This is a genomic window from Streptomyces sp. NPDC060184 (assembly GCF_042728795.1).
GTDB lineage: Bacteria > Actinomycetota > Actinomycetes > Streptomycetales > Streptomycetaceae > Streptomyces.
Genome location: NZ_JBHWYX010000026.1, coordinates 75,301 through 91,629, shown reverse-complemented (window position 1 = coordinate 91,629; position 16,329 = coordinate 75,301). Strand labels below are relative to the sequence as shown.

General features: G+C 72.5%; 9 protein-coding genes, 1 tRNA gene and 3 pseudogenes. 7 read left to right on the top strand and 6 right to left on the bottom strand.

The window, feature by feature from the left end; genetic code table 11:
* Position 1: 1 nt before the first annotated feature.
* The 4 genes and pseudogenes from ACFWEE_RS18985 to ACFWEE_RS18970 all read right to left on the bottom strand — a co-directional run bounded on the left by ACFWEE_RS18985 (position 2) and on the right by ACFWEE_RS18970 (position 6,395).
* Positions 2–2,941: an AAA family ATPase gene (locus ACFWEE_RS18985; RefSeq protein ID WP_386890456.1), complete on the bottom strand. Its 2,940-nt coding sequence runs from the start codon at positions 2,939–2,941 to the stop codon at positions 2–4.
* 200 nt (positions 2,942–3,141) lie between these two features.
* Entirely contained in the window at positions 3,142–3,306 is a 165-nt protein-coding gene (locus ACFWEE_RS18980) for a hypothetical protein (RefSeq protein WP_386890454.1), read from the bottom strand.
* A 313-nt stretch (positions 3,307–3,619) separates the two neighbouring features.
* Positions 3,620–3,693: transfer RNA gene (locus tag ACFWEE_RS18975), tRNA-Pro, on the bottom strand.
* Positions 3,694–3,743: 50 nt separating this feature from the next.
* Positions 3,744–6,395 (bottom strand): annotated as a pseudogene (locus ACFWEE_RS18970) (ATP-binding protein).
* Between the two features lie 119 nt (positions 6,396–6,514).
* On the opposite strand from ACFWEE_RS18970, the gene ACFWEE_RS18965 reads away from it, so the two are divergent.
* Both ACFWEE_RS18965 and ACFWEE_RS18960 read left to right on the top strand, forming a co-directional pair.
* The gene (locus tag ACFWEE_RS18965; RefSeq protein ID WP_386890452.1) at positions 6,515–7,009 is read left to right on the top strand and encodes a DUF309 domain-containing protein; all 495 of its coding nucleotides are present in this window, start codon (positions 6,515–6,517) and stop codon (positions 7,007–7,009) included.
* A gap of 84 nt (positions 7,010–7,093) precedes the next feature.
* A complete protein-coding gene (locus tag ACFWEE_RS18960; RefSeq protein WP_386890450.1) occupies positions 7,094–7,663 on the top strand; it encodes a hypothetical protein in 570 nt (189 codons plus the stop codon).
* Between the two features lie 232 nt (positions 7,664–7,895).
* Here ACFWEE_RS18960 and ACFWEE_RS18955 read toward each other — a convergent pair whose 3' ends face one another.
* Both ACFWEE_RS18955 and ACFWEE_RS18950 read right to left on the bottom strand, forming a co-directional pair.
* Positions 7,896–10,034 carry a PQQ-binding-like beta-propeller repeat protein gene (locus tag ACFWEE_RS18955; protein WP_386890448.1) on the bottom strand — a complete coding sequence of 713 codons (2,139 nt, stop codon included), beginning with the start codon at positions 10,032–10,034 and terminating at the stop codon, positions 7,896–7,898.
* A 237-nt stretch (positions 10,035–10,271) separates the two neighbouring features.
* Complete coding sequence (locus ACFWEE_RS18950) at positions 10,272–11,180, bottom strand: sulfite exporter TauE/SafE family protein (RefSeq protein WP_386890446.1); 909 nt, start codon at positions 11,178–11,180, stop codon at positions 10,272–10,274.
* Between the two features lie 176 nt (positions 11,181–11,356).
* Here ACFWEE_RS18950 and ACFWEE_RS18945 point away from each other — a divergent pair, with 176 nt between their 5' ends.
* The 5 genes and pseudogenes from ACFWEE_RS18945 to ACFWEE_RS18925 all read left to right on the top strand — a co-directional run bounded on the left by ACFWEE_RS18945 (position 11,357) and on the right by ACFWEE_RS18925 (position 16,274).
* Complete coding sequence (locus tag ACFWEE_RS18945; protein WP_386890444.1) at positions 11,357–12,517, top strand: substrate-binding domain-containing protein; 1,161 nt, start codon at positions 11,357–11,359, stop codon at positions 12,515–12,517.
* Between the two features lie 144 nt (positions 12,518–12,661).
* Positions 12,662–12,952: pseudogene (locus tag ACFWEE_RS18940) on the top strand (ABC transporter permease subunit); the annotation flags it as partial.
* 25 nt (positions 12,953–12,977) lie between these two features.
* Positions 12,978–13,196: pseudogene (locus ACFWEE_RS18935) on the top strand (carbohydrate ABC transporter permease); the annotation flags it as partial.
* Between the two features lie 88 nt (positions 13,197–13,284).
* Positions 13,285–14,328, top strand: coding sequence for a hydroxyacid dehydrogenase (locus ACFWEE_RS18930; RefSeq protein WP_386890443.1), 1,044 nt, complete (start codon positions 13,285–13,287; stop codon positions 14,326–14,328).
* Complete coding sequence (locus tag ACFWEE_RS18925) at positions 14,325–16,274, top strand: DUF2264 domain-containing protein (RefSeq protein ID WP_386890441.1); 1,950 nt, start codon at positions 14,325–14,327, stop codon at positions 16,272–16,274. Before ACFWEE_RS18930 ends, ACFWEE_RS18925 begins: the two co-directional genes overlap by 4 nt.
* Positions 16,275–16,329: the final 55 nt, after the last annotated feature.

The following is a 16,329-nucleotide window of genomic DNA, read 5'->3' as shown; positions in this document are numbered from 1 at the left end:
GTCAGGGCTGCGAGGGACGGAGCGCCTGGGCGAGGTGGCGGCGAGAGGTGATGCCGAGCTTGGCGTAGATGTTCGACAAGTGATACTCGACGGTCTTCTGGGTGACGTAGAGCTCGGTCGCCGCTTCCTGGTTCGTCTTCCCGCCGGCGATGAGGTGGGCGACCGACAACTCCCGCTCGGTCAGGGCGAGTACCTGCTGCCGGGCTTGGGCGGGGGCGGTGAGCCCCAGGGCGGCGAGGTCCGCCTCGCAACGCCGGAGAAACGGCTCTGCCCGCAGGGCGTCGAACCGGTCGTGGGCCGACTTGAACCACCGTACGGCGTCACGCCGGGAGCCGGTCCTGGTCGCCACCAGGAGCTTGCCGTAACTGTGTTCCAGCATCGCGAGGAACAGGGGGGCGTTCTCGCCCGAGTCGGCGGCCCCACCGGTCCGGGCGTTCTCGCCCGAGTCGGCGGCACCACCGGTCCCGACGGAGTTCCCAGCGGCGGCAGTCCCGCCGGGGGCGTCGGGGTCCGTCTCTCCGCCCAGAGCCCGGGCGTAGATCGCCAGCGCCTCGTCCGGCCGTCCCTGGGCTTCCGCGAGTCGGCCGCCGAGCCGGGCTCCCACCACCCGCAGATATCCGCTGCCGTCGTAACCGCGCCAGAAGTCGTCGAGAGCCCGGGCGGCGGCCGTCAGCCGTCCCGTCCCGGTGAGCGCTTCGACCAGCAGGGACTGCTGCCACAACCACAGAGGCTTGAACCGCAGGCGCACCGGATCACCCTCTCCCCCGCCCCCGGCTCCGTCCACCGGCTCCACCAGCGGGTCCAACGACGCCACCATGGCGGCGTGGTCGCCCCGGGCCTGCGCCAGCACCGCCCCCGCCAGCCCCGCGTACACCCGCTCCGCCGGCGGATCTCCCAGCATCCGGTTGATCCGCTCCAATGCCTCGACGGACTCCTCGGCCTCCTTCCAGTGCCCGCGCCCCGCCTGTACGCACACGGCCGCGAACCACGTGGCCGCGTCGCCGAGAACGTGGTCGTGGGCCGCGGCGATCGCGAGCGCCCGGTCCGCAGCGCTCTCACTGGCACTCCAGTCGCCCGCGAGGTACTCCACCACCGCCAGCAGCGAGGACGACAGATGGCTGAGCTTGGACCCCGCGCCCAGCCGGTCGCGGTGCGCCACGGTGAGCAGATCGGCCCGCGCGGCGGCCAGCCGCCCCAGGAACAGGTGCATGACACCGCGGGTGGCCAGTGTCGCGAGCTGGTCGTTCGATGCCTCGGTGGCCTCGACGGGAAGGTGCGCCACGTCCAGCAACGCCGCACCGGGCCCCTGGTCCCACATCCGGCCCGTGGCCAGCACCGCGCGGATGAAATCGGACGTGGCCGCGTCGAGGTCACCGATCGCCAGGGTCTTGCCCGCGATGTCGGCCGTCCGCGCGCCCCGGCACTGCCTGATCGTGATGACGGTCAGAAACGTACCGGCCAGGAGAGCCACCCAGCTCGCGTCCGGATCGGCGAGCGCCTCCTGCCACGCCTCGGTCAACCGCGCCTCGGCAGCGGTCAGCCGGCCCTCAAGGAGGTCCATGACCCCCAGCACGCAACTGCGCAGCGTTCCCTCCGCGCACTCCTCCACCTGCGGCCTCAACCGCACGGCGGCCCACGGTTGCAGGGTCAGCAGCCACTGCGCGCAGGCCGTGAGGAGACGCCGCTCCCGGTCCAGGAGGGCGTCGGACAACGACGACGCCCACAGCAACCGGGTCGCGGCCAGAGCGTTCCGGCCGGCGAGGGCCTGGGTGTTCGCCGAACGTTCCAGGTCGGCCGCGAGCACAGGGTCGTCGGAGGTGGCAGCGGCCACACGATGGGCCCAGGCCGCCCCCGAGCCCACGACTTCGGCCGCGGCGATGTGCAGCGCACGCCGTCGCTCAGGACCGATCCCCGCGTAGACGGCGTCCCGCTGCAACCCGTGCACCAGGGCCACCGTCCCCACGGAATCCGTCGGCCACCACTGCACCAGACCCGCCGCCAGCGCCGGTTCGAGCGCCCGCGCGGCGTCGTCCACGCCGGCCACCCTCGCCACGCCCACCAGGGGGAACCGGCCGTCCAGCACCGCCAGCGCCTCCACGAAGGCCACCGTCTCGGCGGGAAGGCGACCCAGTGCGGCCCCGATTCCTGCCCGCAGCGACCGGTGGACCGGCCACCGCCCCGCCGACTCGTCGCCCAGTACCTGAAGCGGTACCTCCGCCAGGACCGTGCGCACGTAGAGGGGATGGCCCTTCGTGTAGCCGTGCAACCGTGTCACCAGCTCCGGTGTCACCCGCACCGCCAGCAGTCGCCGGGCCAACTGGTCGATCTCCTCCTGTCCGAGTCCGCCCACCTCGACCCGTACCGCCCGGTCCACGGACCGCGCCAGCCGTCGCAGCGCCTCCACGCTCTGTTCGGCGTCCGTACGGGTCGCCATCAGCACCAGGACCCGGTCGGCCCAGAGACGGCGCACCACGAATCCCAGTACCTGCGAGGACAGCGGATCGGCCCAGTGCGCGTCATCGACGACGACGGCTACCCCGCCCCCGGATTCCTGCAGCGCGCCCAGCAGCAGCAACAACTGCCCGCCCAGGGCGTGCGGTGACACCCCCGCCGCGTCCGACCGCGCCAACAGCGGGAACCGGGCCGCCAGATCCCTGTCCACCCGCCTCAACAGCTGGCTCAGCACGCCCCCGGGCAGATCGGTCTCCGAGGGGTCGCCGACCGCCCGCAGCACCGTGAAGCCCTCCAGTGGGGAGACCACCCGGCGTATCAAGGCGCTCTTGCCGATCCCCGCCTCGCCCTCGACGACCGCCAGCCAGGCCTCGCCCCCGCGCACCTTGTCCACGCACGCCGCGAGCCGCTCGGACTCCGACCGCCGTCCGACGAAGACCTCACGTTCGTCGTCAGCACTCGCGTCGGACGCGCTGCGGGCCACGCTCATGTTTTCGTCTCCCCCGAGAGGTCTGATCGGTGCGCGCGCCGCAGGTGCGAGCGAGATGATCTTATCGTCGACTCCATGGCCCGTTGGGGGAGTTGAAGCGGTCCCACCGGTCGGACGCCTGCGCGTCCGGTCGTCGTGACACTCACCGCGGGCAACCGCCACGACGACGCCGCCTTGTACGTGGTCCCTCACCTGGGGATTCAACGGACGCTTCCCGGCGGAGCCGTACGCACCGATGCCCCGGACGGGCGGACACCCTGTTCGAGCTGACGAACGCGCTGCTGGGCGGGGACGGCCCGGTGCGGACGCCGGCCCACCGGGACGGCGTGGTCACCGAGCTCGGCGACGAGCGTCCGCGCCGTCATGACCTCCGGCGTACCGGACCGACCTGGTTCGCCGACGCAGGGGGCCGGCTGCACGTCCTGCGCGGGATCTCCGGCCACGGATCACTGACCACCGCCCGGCGCTCCCCGCGCCCGGACGTCCACCAGATCACCGCGGCCGGGGCGGCTCTCTTTGCCCACCTCACCGCGCTGCGCGCACCGCGTTCGCCGCCGAGCCCCATCCTGATGACCCGCTGCCCCGGTCAGGGCGTTGGTCCCCGGCTGGTCCCCGAAAATGGCTCAGGGCCGGTCTCGGATTGCTCCGAAACCGGCCCTGAGCTACGACTGTCTCCAGTCGGGACGACAGGATTTGAACCTGCGACCCCTTGACCCCCAGTCAAGTGCGCTACCAAGCTGCGCCACGTCCCGCTGCGTTTCCTCCCGGTGTTCCCGGTCGGCCGCGCAGGGAAAACATTACCTCACTCCGAGGGTCGAATTGACGCGCGTGCCTGCTGGGCGCGGTGCGCGAGTGCGTCGGCGCCGCAGGCGAGGGCCAGTTTGTGGGCGCGGGCGAGCTCCCGGGTGCTGCGGATCGCCACGCCGTACTCGTACCGGGCGAGCGCGTGCTCGTACTCCGAGGAGGACGCCTCCAGGTGTCGTACGGCGTCGGCCAGGAGTTTCTCGGCCTCTTCGGCGGGCGCGAAGACGGCGAGGCAGCGCAGGGCCTCACCGATCGCGGTGTCCGTTCCGAAGCGTTCCGCGTGTTTCCGGGCCTGGGCCGCGATCTCGGCGCCCCTGGCCGGGTCGGTGTCGGCCAGCGCGCGGGCCAGGTCGAAGGCCCACGGCGCCCAGACGCCGTTGTGCCGCTCGCGCGCCTCCAGCGCGAGTCCCGCCCCTTCCAGCTCGGCGATGGCCTCCACGGTCCGCCCCTCGGCCAGCAGCAGTCGTCCACTGACGCACGGGGCGTCGGGGAGGACCATGGCGCTGGGATACGGGTACGGGGCACCGAACTCGTACTGGTCCGCGATCGTCCGGGCCTCGGCCGTACGGCCTCGCGCCAGCAGCGTGTCGATGAGGAGGCACGCCGCGTCCCAGTGGACGGGAAGGCCGCTGCCGACACGGTCGGCGAGCCGCAGGCCCTCGCGCAGGAAGCCCTCGGCCTCCGCGAGCCTTCCGCGACGGCGGGCGACGAGGCCGAGCAGGGTGTGGGCGAAGGCGAGGTGCGCGCCGCTCCAGCCGGAGATCTCGAAGGCCCGTACAGCTTCGCCGAAGAGGCTCTGGGCGCGCTCGTACTGGTCGGTGAAGGCGTAGGTGATGCCGACCATGGTGGGGAATTCGAAGCCCCACTCCGGATCCGTCCAGCCGAGTCCCCGCGCCGGGCTGCCGTCGACGAGCGCGCGTTCGCAGAACTCGACGACGAGCTCGGCGCTCTCGCCCCGCATCATGGCGTCGAACGCGCGCAGGGTGATCAGGGCGCGCTCGGGGTTGTCCCGGCCTTCCAGATGGTCCGCGTTCTTGACGAGCCGGCGCGAGCGGGCCGCGCCGTCGTCCTCCTCCCGCTGCATGCCCTCCCACTGGAAGTGCGCGGCCTGCAGACGCATCAGCCCGGGTCCCGGAGCGGTGCGTGCCGCCTCGGCGGCGAGGGTGTCGGCCGCCACCTTGAGCTCGTTGTTGTGGGCGAGCGCGGCGGCGAGCCGGAAGGTCGCGTCGACCCGCTGGCGGTCGTCCAGACCCGGAGTGTCGAGGGCGTTCCGCAGATGGCGCACCGTGGTCGCGGGTGAGCTGAGAAGCGTCGCACAGCCGAGTTCGTAGAGGATCAGGGCGCGGTCCTCGGGCCGGGGCGGCTCCTCGACGGCGCGTTCCAGACAGCGCCTGGCCGCTTCCGGGGCGCCGACCGCGAGGTGGTGGGCGGCGGCCTCGCGGAGCTGCCTCACCACGTCCTAGTCGTCGTCCGCGTGGACTTCGAGCAGATGCCGCGAGGCCGCCGCGACGCCGTATCCGGCGTCCGTGAGAGCCCAGGCCGCCCGCCCGTGCATGGCCGTCCGGGTGGCCGGCGGGATCGAGTCGTAGATGGTCGTGGCGATGAGCGGGTGGACGAACTCCAGCGGGTCGAAACCGGTGATGATGCGGGCTTCGCGGAGCTTGGCCGTGCAGTCGGCGGCCTCCGCGGGGCTCATCCCCGCCAGATTGGCAGCGATGTCCCGCGAGATCTCCGTGCCCAGTACGGCGGCGGCCCAGGCGAACCGGTTGGCGTTGGTCCCCAGCCGCTCAAGACGGGCGACGAGCCCGCGGCCCCGGGCGGAGGCGCCGAGTGGGCGCAGCTGCCCCGCGTAGTCCTCCACCGGCGGCATCTCCTCGTCCTGCACCTTGGCGACCAGTTCGACCGCCTCGTACGGGTTGCCTCCGGTCACCGCCCAGACCTCGCGGCAGAACGGGTCGTCCGCGTGATCCCCGAGGGTCTCGCGGACCAGATGGGCCGTCGCGTCCGGGGTGAGCGCGCGCAGCGGGATGCGGACGAGTTTGGCGGGATCGCTCGCGGCGTTCGGATCGAAGGCACCGAACCTGCCCCGGTCGGCCATTTCTCGTGGGCGGTAGGCCGGTACGGCGAGTAAAGGCAGATCGCCGAGGTTCTCGGTGAACGAGGAGAGCCAGTCGAGGGATTCGCCGTCGGCCCAGTGCGCGTCGTCGACGATGAGCAGCAGGGGCCGGTGGCTGTGGCGGACCGCGAGTTGACGGACGACGTAGTCGAGGCCGTCCCGGACACCCTGGGGCTCGGGCTGCGGTCCACTGGGCTGCGCGAGCCCGAGGGCGGGAGCGGTGGTCTCGTACCAGTCGCCGAACAGCTCGCGGAGCTGGTCGGGTGCGATCTGGACGAGCGCGGGCTGGAGCAGCTGGCGTACGACGTGGAACGGGACCGAGGTGACGGTCTCACCGCCACGCGCCGACCAGACGGTGCAGCGGTCGGCGGCCATGGCCTGGACCTCCGCCAGCAGCGCGGTCTTGCCGAGTCCCGCCTCCCCGCTGTAGACCAGCAGGCCACCGACGGCCTGCGCGCCGCAGAGTGCGGCCACCGCGTCTGCTGCGGCGGCGAGTTCGGGATCGCGCTCGTACAACGGCCGGGACGGCTTCATGCCTCCCCTTCCCCAAGGTGATGCGGACAAGGGCCGAGCGTAGTCGTGCGCGGGGCGGCACGGGCGGCGGTTCGAACACTTCGCCGCAGGTAAGGGCCGCTCAGGGGCACAATCAAGCCGTGGACGAGACGCACAGGGACCGCGACGACGAAGGCCGGGCGCGCAACGCACGCCCCAGGGACGGGCTGGGACGCCCCTTGCCCTACGGGGCCGAGGGAGTGGGGCGCCAGCCCGAGGGGGTGGTGCGCTCCCCGGAGGAGACGCTGCGGGAGGCGCAGCGTCTGCTGGACGCGGGCATGCCGTTCCACGCGCACGAGGTCTTCGAGGACGCGTGGAAGTCCGGCCCCGAGGAGGACCGCGAACTCTGGCGCGCCATGGCTCAGTTGGCGGTGGGGCTGACGCACTCGGCGCGCGGCAACGCCGTGGGGGGCGCCCGGTTGCTGCGCCGGGGAGCGGGCGTACTTGGCGCATATCGCACCCTCGAACCGTACGGAATCGGGATCGACGGGCTGATCCACTGGGCCCGGGAGTTGGCAGGGCGCGTGGAGCGCGGGGCCGGCGGCGGGCTGGACGCGGCGGCGGAGGCACCTCGGCTCTGCCCGCTCCGCCCGTAGAGGGCGCCCTCGAAGTGGGGTGAAGCGCACTCCTCCCGGGCTCGCCGTACCCCCGGCCGCGGACAGCCGTTACGATCCGGCTCCATGAGCACTGCTGACCAGGAACAGGTTCGGGAACAGGCTGGGGAACAGGTCCGGGTCGAGGACGAGGAAACCGGCCAGGAGCGGAACGAGACCCGGGACCGGGACGAGGGCCGGAACGAGAACGGCGACCGGGACGAGACCCGGGACCGAGCCCTGAAGAACGACACCGGGGGTGCGCGCCCCGCCGGAACGGCCCCGGAGGCGGCGTCCTCGGAGGCGGCGTCCTCGGAGGAGGGCACCCCGGGGGAAGAGGAAGAACCCGCAGACGAGGGCGACTTCGACGAGGACGCGGACGCGGAGGCAACGGGAGAGCGACGCTTGACGCCCCGTCAGGCCAGACGGCTGCGTATCGCGCTCTCCTCGGTGGGCATGGCCGTGATGGCGGTGGTCCTGTGGATGCGCATCGCCAGTCGCTCGTCGGTGCTGGTCGTCGGCGTCTACGGCCTCGCCCTCATCCTGTGCGGCGTGGTGATGGAGCTCAGCCGCAACGGACGGACACGCCTTGCGAGTTGGCTGCTCGGTATCGGCCTGCTCGCTGCCGTCGGGACGGACTGGCTGCTGCTTCCCTGATGTGCGGGGCGCGCACGGACCGGGCCAGGCATGCTAAGCCCCTCGCCCCGTCTCGGTGCCCGATGCGGGCTCACGCCGACGGGCCGGCCTTCCTGGCCAACCGAGTGGCGGGTCACGTCGGACGGCAAGGACGGCGGACGGGTCTGCCTTTCACCCGGCCCCTTCGCCGAGTCGATGGGCCCGGCCGCCTCCCCACCCCGGCCTGCCTGATCTGCCGCGTCCCCCGGCTCCCCTACGACGTGGGTGGACGCAGGGCCGCCACTCTGTCGTCGGTCACCAGGTAGACCATGTCGCCGTACACCGCGATGCCAGGCCTCGAAACGGAGTCGGCCCGGTCCGGGCGGGGGGCCGTCTGCCAGAGAAGGTGGCCGCTCGCACCGGCGAAACAGTGGACACTTCCGTCGATGTTCGAGACGTGGACGCGTTTGTTGTGGACACGCAGGTATCCGAACTCGGTGGGCGTGCGGAGAGCAACCGGCAGGGCCTGGGCCGCCCATCGCCGTTTGCCGGTACGGGCATCGGCCGCGATGACGGTGCCGTCAGGATCGAGTCCGTAGAACGTCCCGCCCTCCCCCACGAACTCCATGGTGCTGACAAGGGGCGTGGACGTCGGTCGGCGCGCCCAGTCGGTGATGACGAGAGTTCCGTCGGGGCGGCGCATCAGCACGGTCTCACCCGCGAAGGCGACTGGCACCATTGAGCCGGGCAGCTGCAATCCCAGCTCCGAGCCGTCGCTCACCGCGAGCTCTCTCAGCATTCGCTCACCGGTGCTCGCGTCCTCGGCGAGGTGGAAGACGCGGTCGTTCGTGGTGTACAGGCGGGAGTCGCTCTGCTCGTCCGCCGCCCGCCAGGCCCGCTCGCCCGTCTTCGCGTTCCACGCGACCAGTCCACCCGAAAATCCGAACGTCACGACGCGATCAGCCGCGAGGGCGCCGCCCATCAGCACGTCGACGGAGTACGGAGGGCTCGACCACACACGTTCACCGGTGGAGGAGTCGACAGCGGACACCCGTCCTGCGAACTCGCCCTGGCTGGACGCCTCCATCCAGTAGGCGAGCCCACCGTCGTTGGAAAGGCCCAGAAACCTCAGCTCGGTGGGGGAATCATGGCCCCAGAGGCGCTTCCCTGTCGACGTGTCGAACGCCGCCACCTGGCCCGTCTCGGAGTCCGACGCACACACGAGAACCGAAGCGGACGCGTGGCAGGAACTGATGTGCTGGTCCTGATAGCCGATGGTTCGCTGCCAGCGCGCCCATCCGGCGGGCGCCGGGGCGCCTGTCCTCTCAACCGCCGGAGCCGGCTCGGCCACCGAAGGGGCGGCGAGGGGTTGTGCGGGCTTCCCGGAACCGGATGCCCCGGAGCCGGGCTCGGCTGTCGTTGCACCCGTCCGGTCGTCGCCGTTCCACACTCCGGCCGCCCACGAGCCGACGCCGCCTGCGGCGGCCAGCGCCGCTGTTACCGCGAGGAGCGCACCGCGTCGCGACAGCCGTCCACGCGCCGGTGGCGGAGCGGCGACAGCGTCTTCCCGGGGCGGTTCGGTCACTGGGCGGCGACCCCAGTCGAGCTCCGGCGCGGACCGGAAAGCGGTGAGGAGTTCGTCCGGCGTGGGCCGCTCGGCCGGGTCCTTGACGAGACACCATTGGACGATCTCGCGCACAGTGCCCGAGAGTTCGGCGATGTCGGGCGGCTCGTGCACCACGTTGTAGGCCGTCAGATACGGCGATCCCGTGTCGAAGGGCCCATGTCCCGTGGTGGCGAAGACCAGAACGGAACCGAGGGAGAAGACGTCCGATGCCTGCTTCACCCGGTGCGGGGTCGACAGCTGCTCCGGAGACATGTACGGAGGGGTACCCAGCATGCGGCCCGTGACGGTGAGGGTCTGATGGTCCGGGGCCCGGGAAATCCCGAAGTCGATCACCCTGGGCCCCTCGTCCGTGAGCAGCACGTTGTCCGGCTTGAGGTCGCGGTGGATCACGCCGACCCTGTGCATGTCCCGCAACGCCTCTACCAGCCCCACCGCGAGGCGGCGCAAGTCTTCTCCTTCAAGGGGACCTTCTCCGTGCACCACCGACCCGAGCGTGCGGCCGGGTGTGTAGAGGGTGGCCATCCACGGCCGCTCCGCGTCCGGATCGGCATCCACGACCGGCGCGGTGAAAGCGCCCGAGACCCTCCGCGCCGCGGCCACCTCCTGGCGGAAACGAATCCGGAACTCCCGGTCTTCAGCCAGCTGTTGATGCACCACCTTCACTGCGACCGTCCGTCCGGACTCGCCCCCCTGAGCCAGATAGACCGTACCCATCCCGCCGGAACCAAGCCGGTCGAGAAGCCGATAGCCGCCGATCATCGGCGGATCGCTCTGCAGAAGTCCCATCTCGCCCCCGTCCCACCACCCCGAGGCGGGGTGCAGGCCAGAGGTTAGCGTCCTCACCGCACGGAATCGGCGATCTCCGGCCGAACCTTCGGAATCATCATCCGTTCCCCGTTCGCTCTCGGTCCGTCATGGCAGGAGTGGTCTGCCTGGCGGGTCACCCACCCTCCGGCCACGTGGCGAGGTTGTTGCCGCGAGCTCGGGGCGTTCCGGTGGCAGGTGACCGGGGGGACAGAGCCCTCAGAGCAGCAGGAGCTGGAGTCCGCCCACCACCGTCGCGACGAGCACGATCCGCTCGAAGAGCCGCTGGTTGATCCGGTCCACGCACCGGCGGCCCAGCCAGGCACCGGGCAGGACGAAGAGCACCAGGACCGCGTCGAGCAGCAGGGAGCGCCCGTCGATCAGTCCGAGTCCGACGCTGAACGGCACCTTGGTGACGTTGACGATCAGAAAGAACCAGGCGGAGGTACCGAGGAAGCCGAGCTTGCGCATCCCGGACGAGAGCAGGTAGAGCGACATGACGGGGCCGGCCGCGTTGGCCACCATGGTGGTGAAGCCGCCGAGCACCCCGTACGTGCCCGCCTGAGCGCGTGCGGCGTTCCGGGCCCGTCGGCCGGAGGGCCGCGAATCCGTCGCCGCCGTACGGTTCGTCCCCTCGCTCCGCGCCCCACCTTCCGCCGTCGCCCCGCCTTCCGCCGCGGCCCTGCCTTCCGCCGCCGCCGCTACCGACGCGACGTGCGCACGCCCCCCCGCCTGGGCCCGCTCCTCGCCCTCCGGAGGCCCGGCCCGGTGCCGCCGCCGGAGCGTGACGCCGACCATGATCAGCAGGATGGCCCCGATCGAGGTGCGTACGGCGCCGTCACCCGCGTACTTCAGGAAGAGCGTTCCGGCCACGAGTCCGACCGCCACGGCGGGGAAGAGCCGGAGCAGCGTCGGCCAGTGCGCGTGCCGCCGGTAGACGAGGACGGCGAGGACGTCACCGGCGATCAGGAGCGGGAGCAGTACACCGGTGGATTCGCGAGCCGGGAGGACCGCCGCGAAAACCGCGAGGCTGATGGTGTTGGCCCCGTTGATCGAGGTCTTCGAGAAGCCGACGAGGGCAGATGCCGCGGCGAGAACGGCCAGTTGTACAAGCGTGAGGGTATCCATTGCGGATCGAATGCTAAGCACATCGATTCTGCCGTCGTGCACCACCCACCAGGCCACACCCTCTGGCGTCCCGCCGGGACGATCTGCCTATGCTGCGCCCGCAAGCGCTCGGACAAGCGCTCGGACAAGCGCTCAAACGAACACCATGCGGCAGTACGGGGTAAGGGGCCGACAGCATGCGGGAGCCGGTGGAACTCAGGCGGCAGCGAATCCTCGCGGTGGTGGGGTCGCGGGGGGCGGTGAAGGTGAGCGCGCTCGCCGAGGAACTCGACGTCTCCGTGGTCACGGTGCGCCGGGACGTGGAGGAGCTGGCCCGCGCGGGACGGCTCCGGCGCGGGCACGGGGTGGCCCGGTCCGTCTCCTTGGCACAGGTCCCGGACCCCGCTCCGGCGCCGGAGCGGACCGGTCCGGCCGGTGAGGGCGGGCCGGTCGTGCTCGTGGTGCCGGAGCGGCATTCGTACCTGTACGAGACGCTGCACGGAGCCCGTTCGGTGCTGGACGAGCACGGCGTCCGGGTCGCGCTGCACATCGCTCCGCAGGCCCGGGGCACCGAGCGGCCCCTGGTGGAGCAGGCGCTCGCGGGGGGCGCGCGCGGGCTGCTGATCGCGCCGCGCTGGCGCAGTGCCGCGTGGGAGGAGTCCGACTACGAGTGGCTCGCCGGGGTGGGGGCGCCCACCGTGCTGATGGAGCGCAGGCCCCGTCCGGGCAGTGCGCTGCACGCCCTGGACTCGGTCTGTTCCGATCACTGGTACGGGGTCCATCTCGCGGTGGACCACCTGGTGTCGCTGGGGCACCGCCGTATCGTGCTGGCCGCCCGGGACGACAGTCCCACAGCCCGGAGCATCCGGGCCGCGTTCGCGGAGATCGCCGCCGCGCGGCCGGAGGTGGAGGACTGGTGCGTGGTGCTCAGTTCGCCGGACGCTGTCCCCTCCGGGGGGCCGCACGAAGGCGAGGGCCCTGCTGCCCGGGGTGGCGTCGGTGCACCGCTGGACCTGGCTGCGGTGTTGCGGGAGCGGCGGGCCACCGGTGCCGTGCTGCACGGTGACGTCGACGCGTTGATGCTGGTCCAGCGGCTGACGGAGAGCGGGGTGCGGGTGCCCCAGGACTGCTCGGTGGTCGCGTACGACGATGTCGTGGCGGCGCTGGGCACCACGCCGTTGACCGCGGTGTCGCCGCCGAAGGCCGAGATCGGACGGGCCGCCGCCGAGCTGATGCTGTACCGGCTGGGTGGCTCCGAGAGGGCGGCGGGGCCGGTACGACGCATGGAGCTGCTGCCGGAGTTGAAGGTGCGCGGTTCGGCGCAGGCCCTCATCTCCGCACAGCGATCGATCGTTTGACCGCTTTCGATTTCTTCTGATCGATCTATTGACCGTATCCGGTCAGGCGATCAGGATTCCCGTTGTCCCGAACAGGAGCCGCGGGAGGCGAGCATGCCTGATCGACAGAGTCGTCGGTCCGTGCCGGCCACGATCGCCTCGCTGCCGTCGGCAGGTGCGCTCAGCGCCTGCGTCACGGTCGACATCCTCGGGGTGCACACCATGGTGCCCTCGATCGCGAACATCGCGCTGTGGAGCAAAGACGGCTACAACATGGTCGTCTTCTACGCCGCGTTGCGGGCCGTGCCGCGCGAGGTGACCGAGGCGTCCGTCGTGGACGGGGCGGGCCCGGTGCGTACCGCGCTCCGGATCAAGGCGCCGCTGGTGCGCTCGTCCGTCGTGATGAAGGACCGCTACGCCAACAGCCTGCTGTACGCGGTGCTGGGCGCGGCCCTCGGGGCGCTGATCAGCATCGCCTGCGGGGAACAACTTCTTCCTGCCGATGGTGATGCTCTCGAACCAGGACCTGTATCCGGCCAGCCTCGGCCTGTACACCCGGAACAGCTCGGCGTCGGTCTCCCCCGAGTACTACCCCGTCGTCGTCATGGGCTCGTTGCTCGCCATCGTCCCCCTCGTCCTCGCGTTCGCCCTGCTCCAGCGCTTCTGGCGGTCGGGGCGCACCGCGGGCGCCGTGAAGTAGCGCGACCGGCGCGGCCGTCCCCCGGGCGGTCCGTGCCGGCCGCACCGTGCCGGCGGCCGTCGCGGACCGCCCCCGTACCAGGAGAGACATGCACAGTTCCGCCGCCACCAGCCCACCGAGCACGCCCCGCCCGCCGCGTGCCGTGCTCGCCATGAAGGCGGACGCGGCGGCGGCGGTGCTTCCGCCAAAGGCGCTCGCCGCGCTCGGCGAGGTCTGTGATCTCGCACCGTCGCCCGCTCTCGACGACTTCACCACCGACCGGGCCCGCGCCGCCCTGGCCGACGCGGAGATCCTGGTCACCGGCTGGGGCTGCCCGCCGATCGACGAGAAGGTCCTCGCGGCGGCGCCGAAGCTGCGGGCCGTCGTCCACACGGCCGGTTCGGTGCGCGGCCTTGTCACGGACGCCTGCTGGGCGCGCGGGATCGCGGTGTCCTCGGCCGCCGCGGCCAACGCGCTGCCGGTGGCGGAGTACACCGTCGCCATGATCCTGCTCTCCGGGAAGCGGGTGCTGGAACGCGCCCGGGAGTTCCGCGTCGCCCGCGACCGGGGCGACTGGCTGCGGGTCCCCGACGAGGTCGGCAACTACCGCCGTACCGTGGGCATTCTGTCCGCGTCACTGATCGGCCGGCGGGTGATCGAGCTACTGCGCCCCTACGACCTGCGGGTGCTGCTGCACGACCCGTACGTGTCGGCCGAGGAGGCGGCGTCGCTCGGCGTCGAGGCGGCCGGGCTCGCCGAACTCTTCGCCCGCAGCGACGTGGTGAGCGTCCACACTCCGCTGCTGGCGGGCACGCGCGGGCTCGTCAGCCGTGAACTGCTCGCCTCGATGCGGCCGGACGCCACGCTGATCAACACCTCGCGCGGCGCGGTCGTCGACCAGGACGCCCTCACCGACGTCCTGCGCCAGAACCGCATCCGGGCCGTCGTCGACGTCACCGACCCGGAGCCGCTGCCCGCCGACCACCCGCTGTGGGAGTGCGAGAACGCGCTGATCACCCCGCATCTCTCCGGGTCCCAGGGCAACGAGTGGCGGCGGCTGGCCGACCTGGCGACCGGTGAGGTCGCGCGCTGGGCCGCGGGCGACGGTTTCGCCCATCCCGTACGACCGGAAAGGCTGGCCTTCCTCGCATGACCACCGAACCCGTCCCCATGCCCTTCGTGCTCCCCTCCGACGACCGCGTGCTCAGCCCCCTCACCGGCTACACCCGGGCGCACTGGGAGGCCGCCGCAGACGGCCTGCTGCGCGCGGCCTGGCAGTGGGCCACCCCCGGTCGGGCCATGCTCGACCTGCCCGGACGCCCCTCCGGCTCCGGGGTCCGCTCCGACGGGCTGGAGGGGTACGCGCGCACCTTCCTCGCCGCCGCGTTCCGGGTCGCGGGCGCCGAGGGCAAGGACCCCCACGGCTGGCTGGACCGGTACGCGGACGGTCTCGCCGCCGGTACGCGCACCCCCGGGCGCGACGACGCCGAGTCCTGGCCGCTCATCCGCGACCACGCGGTCTTCGGCCAGCCCATGGTGGAGTCGGCGTCCGTCGCCCTCGGTCTGCGGCTGACCCGACCGTGGCTCTGGGACCGGCTCGACGGCCCCGTCCAGGACCGCGCCGAGGAGTGGCTGCGCGGGGCTCTGCGGCACAACCCCGCGCCCAACAACTGGTACCTCTTCCCCTTCACCGTCGCCGGGTTCCTGGAGTCCGTGGGCCGTGGTGACGCGGAGACCGCGCGGGCGCGGGCCCGCGCGCTGGACCTGCTGGAGGGGTGGTACCGCGGCGACGGCTGGTACGCGGACGGCGACGGGCGCGCCTTCGACCACTACAACGGCTGGGCGCTGCACCTCTATCCGGTGCTGGACGCCCACCTCTCCGGCGACCGGGAACTCCTCGCCCACTACGGCGGGCGGCTGCGCGAGCACCTGGAGAGCTTCTCGCTGATGTTCGGCGCGGACGGGGCGCCGCTGCACTTCGGGCGCTCCCTCGCGTACCGGTTCGCGGCGGGCGCGGCGGTCGGCATGGGCGCGGTCTGTGGGCACACCCCGCTCTCCCCGGGCGCGTCCCGGCGGCTGGTCAGCGGTTCGCTGCGGTACTTCCTGGAGCGGGGCGCCACCGGCGAGGACGGGCTGCTGAGCCTGGGGTGGCACGGCCCGCACGAGGCGACGCTCCAGCACTATTCGGGTCCGGCGTCGCCGTACTGGGCGTCGAAGGCGTTCGTGTCGCTGCTCGCCCCGGCGGACCACCCGCTGTGGACGGCGCCGGAGGAGCCCGCGCCGAGCGAGGGCCCGGACCGGGTGCTGTCGGTGCCGGCGCCGGGGCTGCTGGTGCAGTCGACCCGGGCGGACGGGATCGTACGGCTGCACAACCACGGCAGTGACCATGTCCGGCCGCACGAGGGCGAGTCGGCGGCGGAGGCGGACCCGCACTACGGGCGGTTCGCGTACTCCACGGCGACCGGGCCCTCGTCGGCGGTGAACGTCGCGGACAACCACCTCGCCGTCCGGGTCGGCGGGGCGCGCAGCGTCCGCCGCCGGATCCGTCCGCTGGGCGCCGGGCACGGGGACGGCTGGGGCTGGGCGGCCTCCTGGCACATGCCGGTCTTCCCCGGGCAGCCGCCGGCCGTACCCGGGCTGCGGGTGGAGAGCGTCACCTTCGTGCGGGGCCGTTACGAACTCCGGGTCCACCGGCTGCTCGGCGTCCCGGCGGGTGCCCGCGTCGAGCAGACCGGGTGGGCGACGGCCCCCGGCGCCTCGCCGCGCTCCGTGCTGCACGGCCTGTACGGCTGGGAGTCCGAGGAGGAGGTACGCGCCCCGCAGGGCACCGCGTACACGCGCTGGGCGGTCGTGCCCCGGCTGGCGGTGGACGCCGAGGGCACGGTGGTCCTGGTGGCGCTGGCCTCGCTGACCGGCGAGGCGGACCCTGCTCCGGTCGGTACGGCGGTGAGCGGGGTGAACGTGGCCGCGGACGCCGACGGCTCCGGGGACACGGTGGAGGTGGCCTGGGCCGAGGACGGGGCGGTCACCCGGATCGCCTTCGGCCCGGGATCGGCCTCCGCCTCCGCCTCCGTGTCGGTGGAGCACGGCACTCGCTGAGCGGAGAGGGCAGGGCGCGGCGGACGGGTCCTCCGTCCGCCGCGCCCCGCCGTCG

Excerpts from the sequence above, each read along its gene's own strand:
- ACFWEE_RS18985 (WP_386890456.1), bottom strand. The coding sequence starts at position 2,941 with ATGAGCGTGGCCCGCAGCGCGTCCGACGCGAGTGCTGACGACGAACGT.
- ACFWEE_RS18980 (WP_386890454.1), bottom strand. The coding sequence starts at position 3,306 with ATGACGGCGCGGACGCTCGTCGCCGAGCTCGGTGACCACGCCGTCCCG.
- ACFWEE_RS18960 (WP_386890450.1), top strand. The coding sequence starts at position 7,094 with ATGAGCACTGCTGACCAGGAACAGGTTCGGGAACAGGCTGGGGAACAG.
- ACFWEE_RS18955 (WP_386890448.1), bottom strand. The coding sequence starts at position 10,034 with ATGGGACTTCTGCAGAGCGATCCGCCGATGATCGGCGGCTATCGGCTT.
- ACFWEE_RS18950 (WP_386890446.1), bottom strand. The coding sequence starts at position 11,180 with ATGGATACCCTCACGCTTGTACAACTGGCCGTTCTCGCCGCGGCATCT.
- ACFWEE_RS18945 (WP_386890444.1), top strand. The coding sequence starts at position 11,357 with ATGCGGGAGCCGGTGGAACTCAGGCGGCAGCGAATCCTCGCGGTGGTG.
- ACFWEE_RS18930 (WP_386890443.1), top strand. The coding sequence starts at position 13,285 with ATGCACAGTTCCGCCGCCACCAGCCCACCGAGCACGCCCCGCCCGCCG.
- ACFWEE_RS18925 (WP_386890441.1), top strand. The coding sequence starts at position 14,325 with ATGACCACCGAACCCGTCCCCATGCCCTTCGTGCTCCCCTCCGACGAC.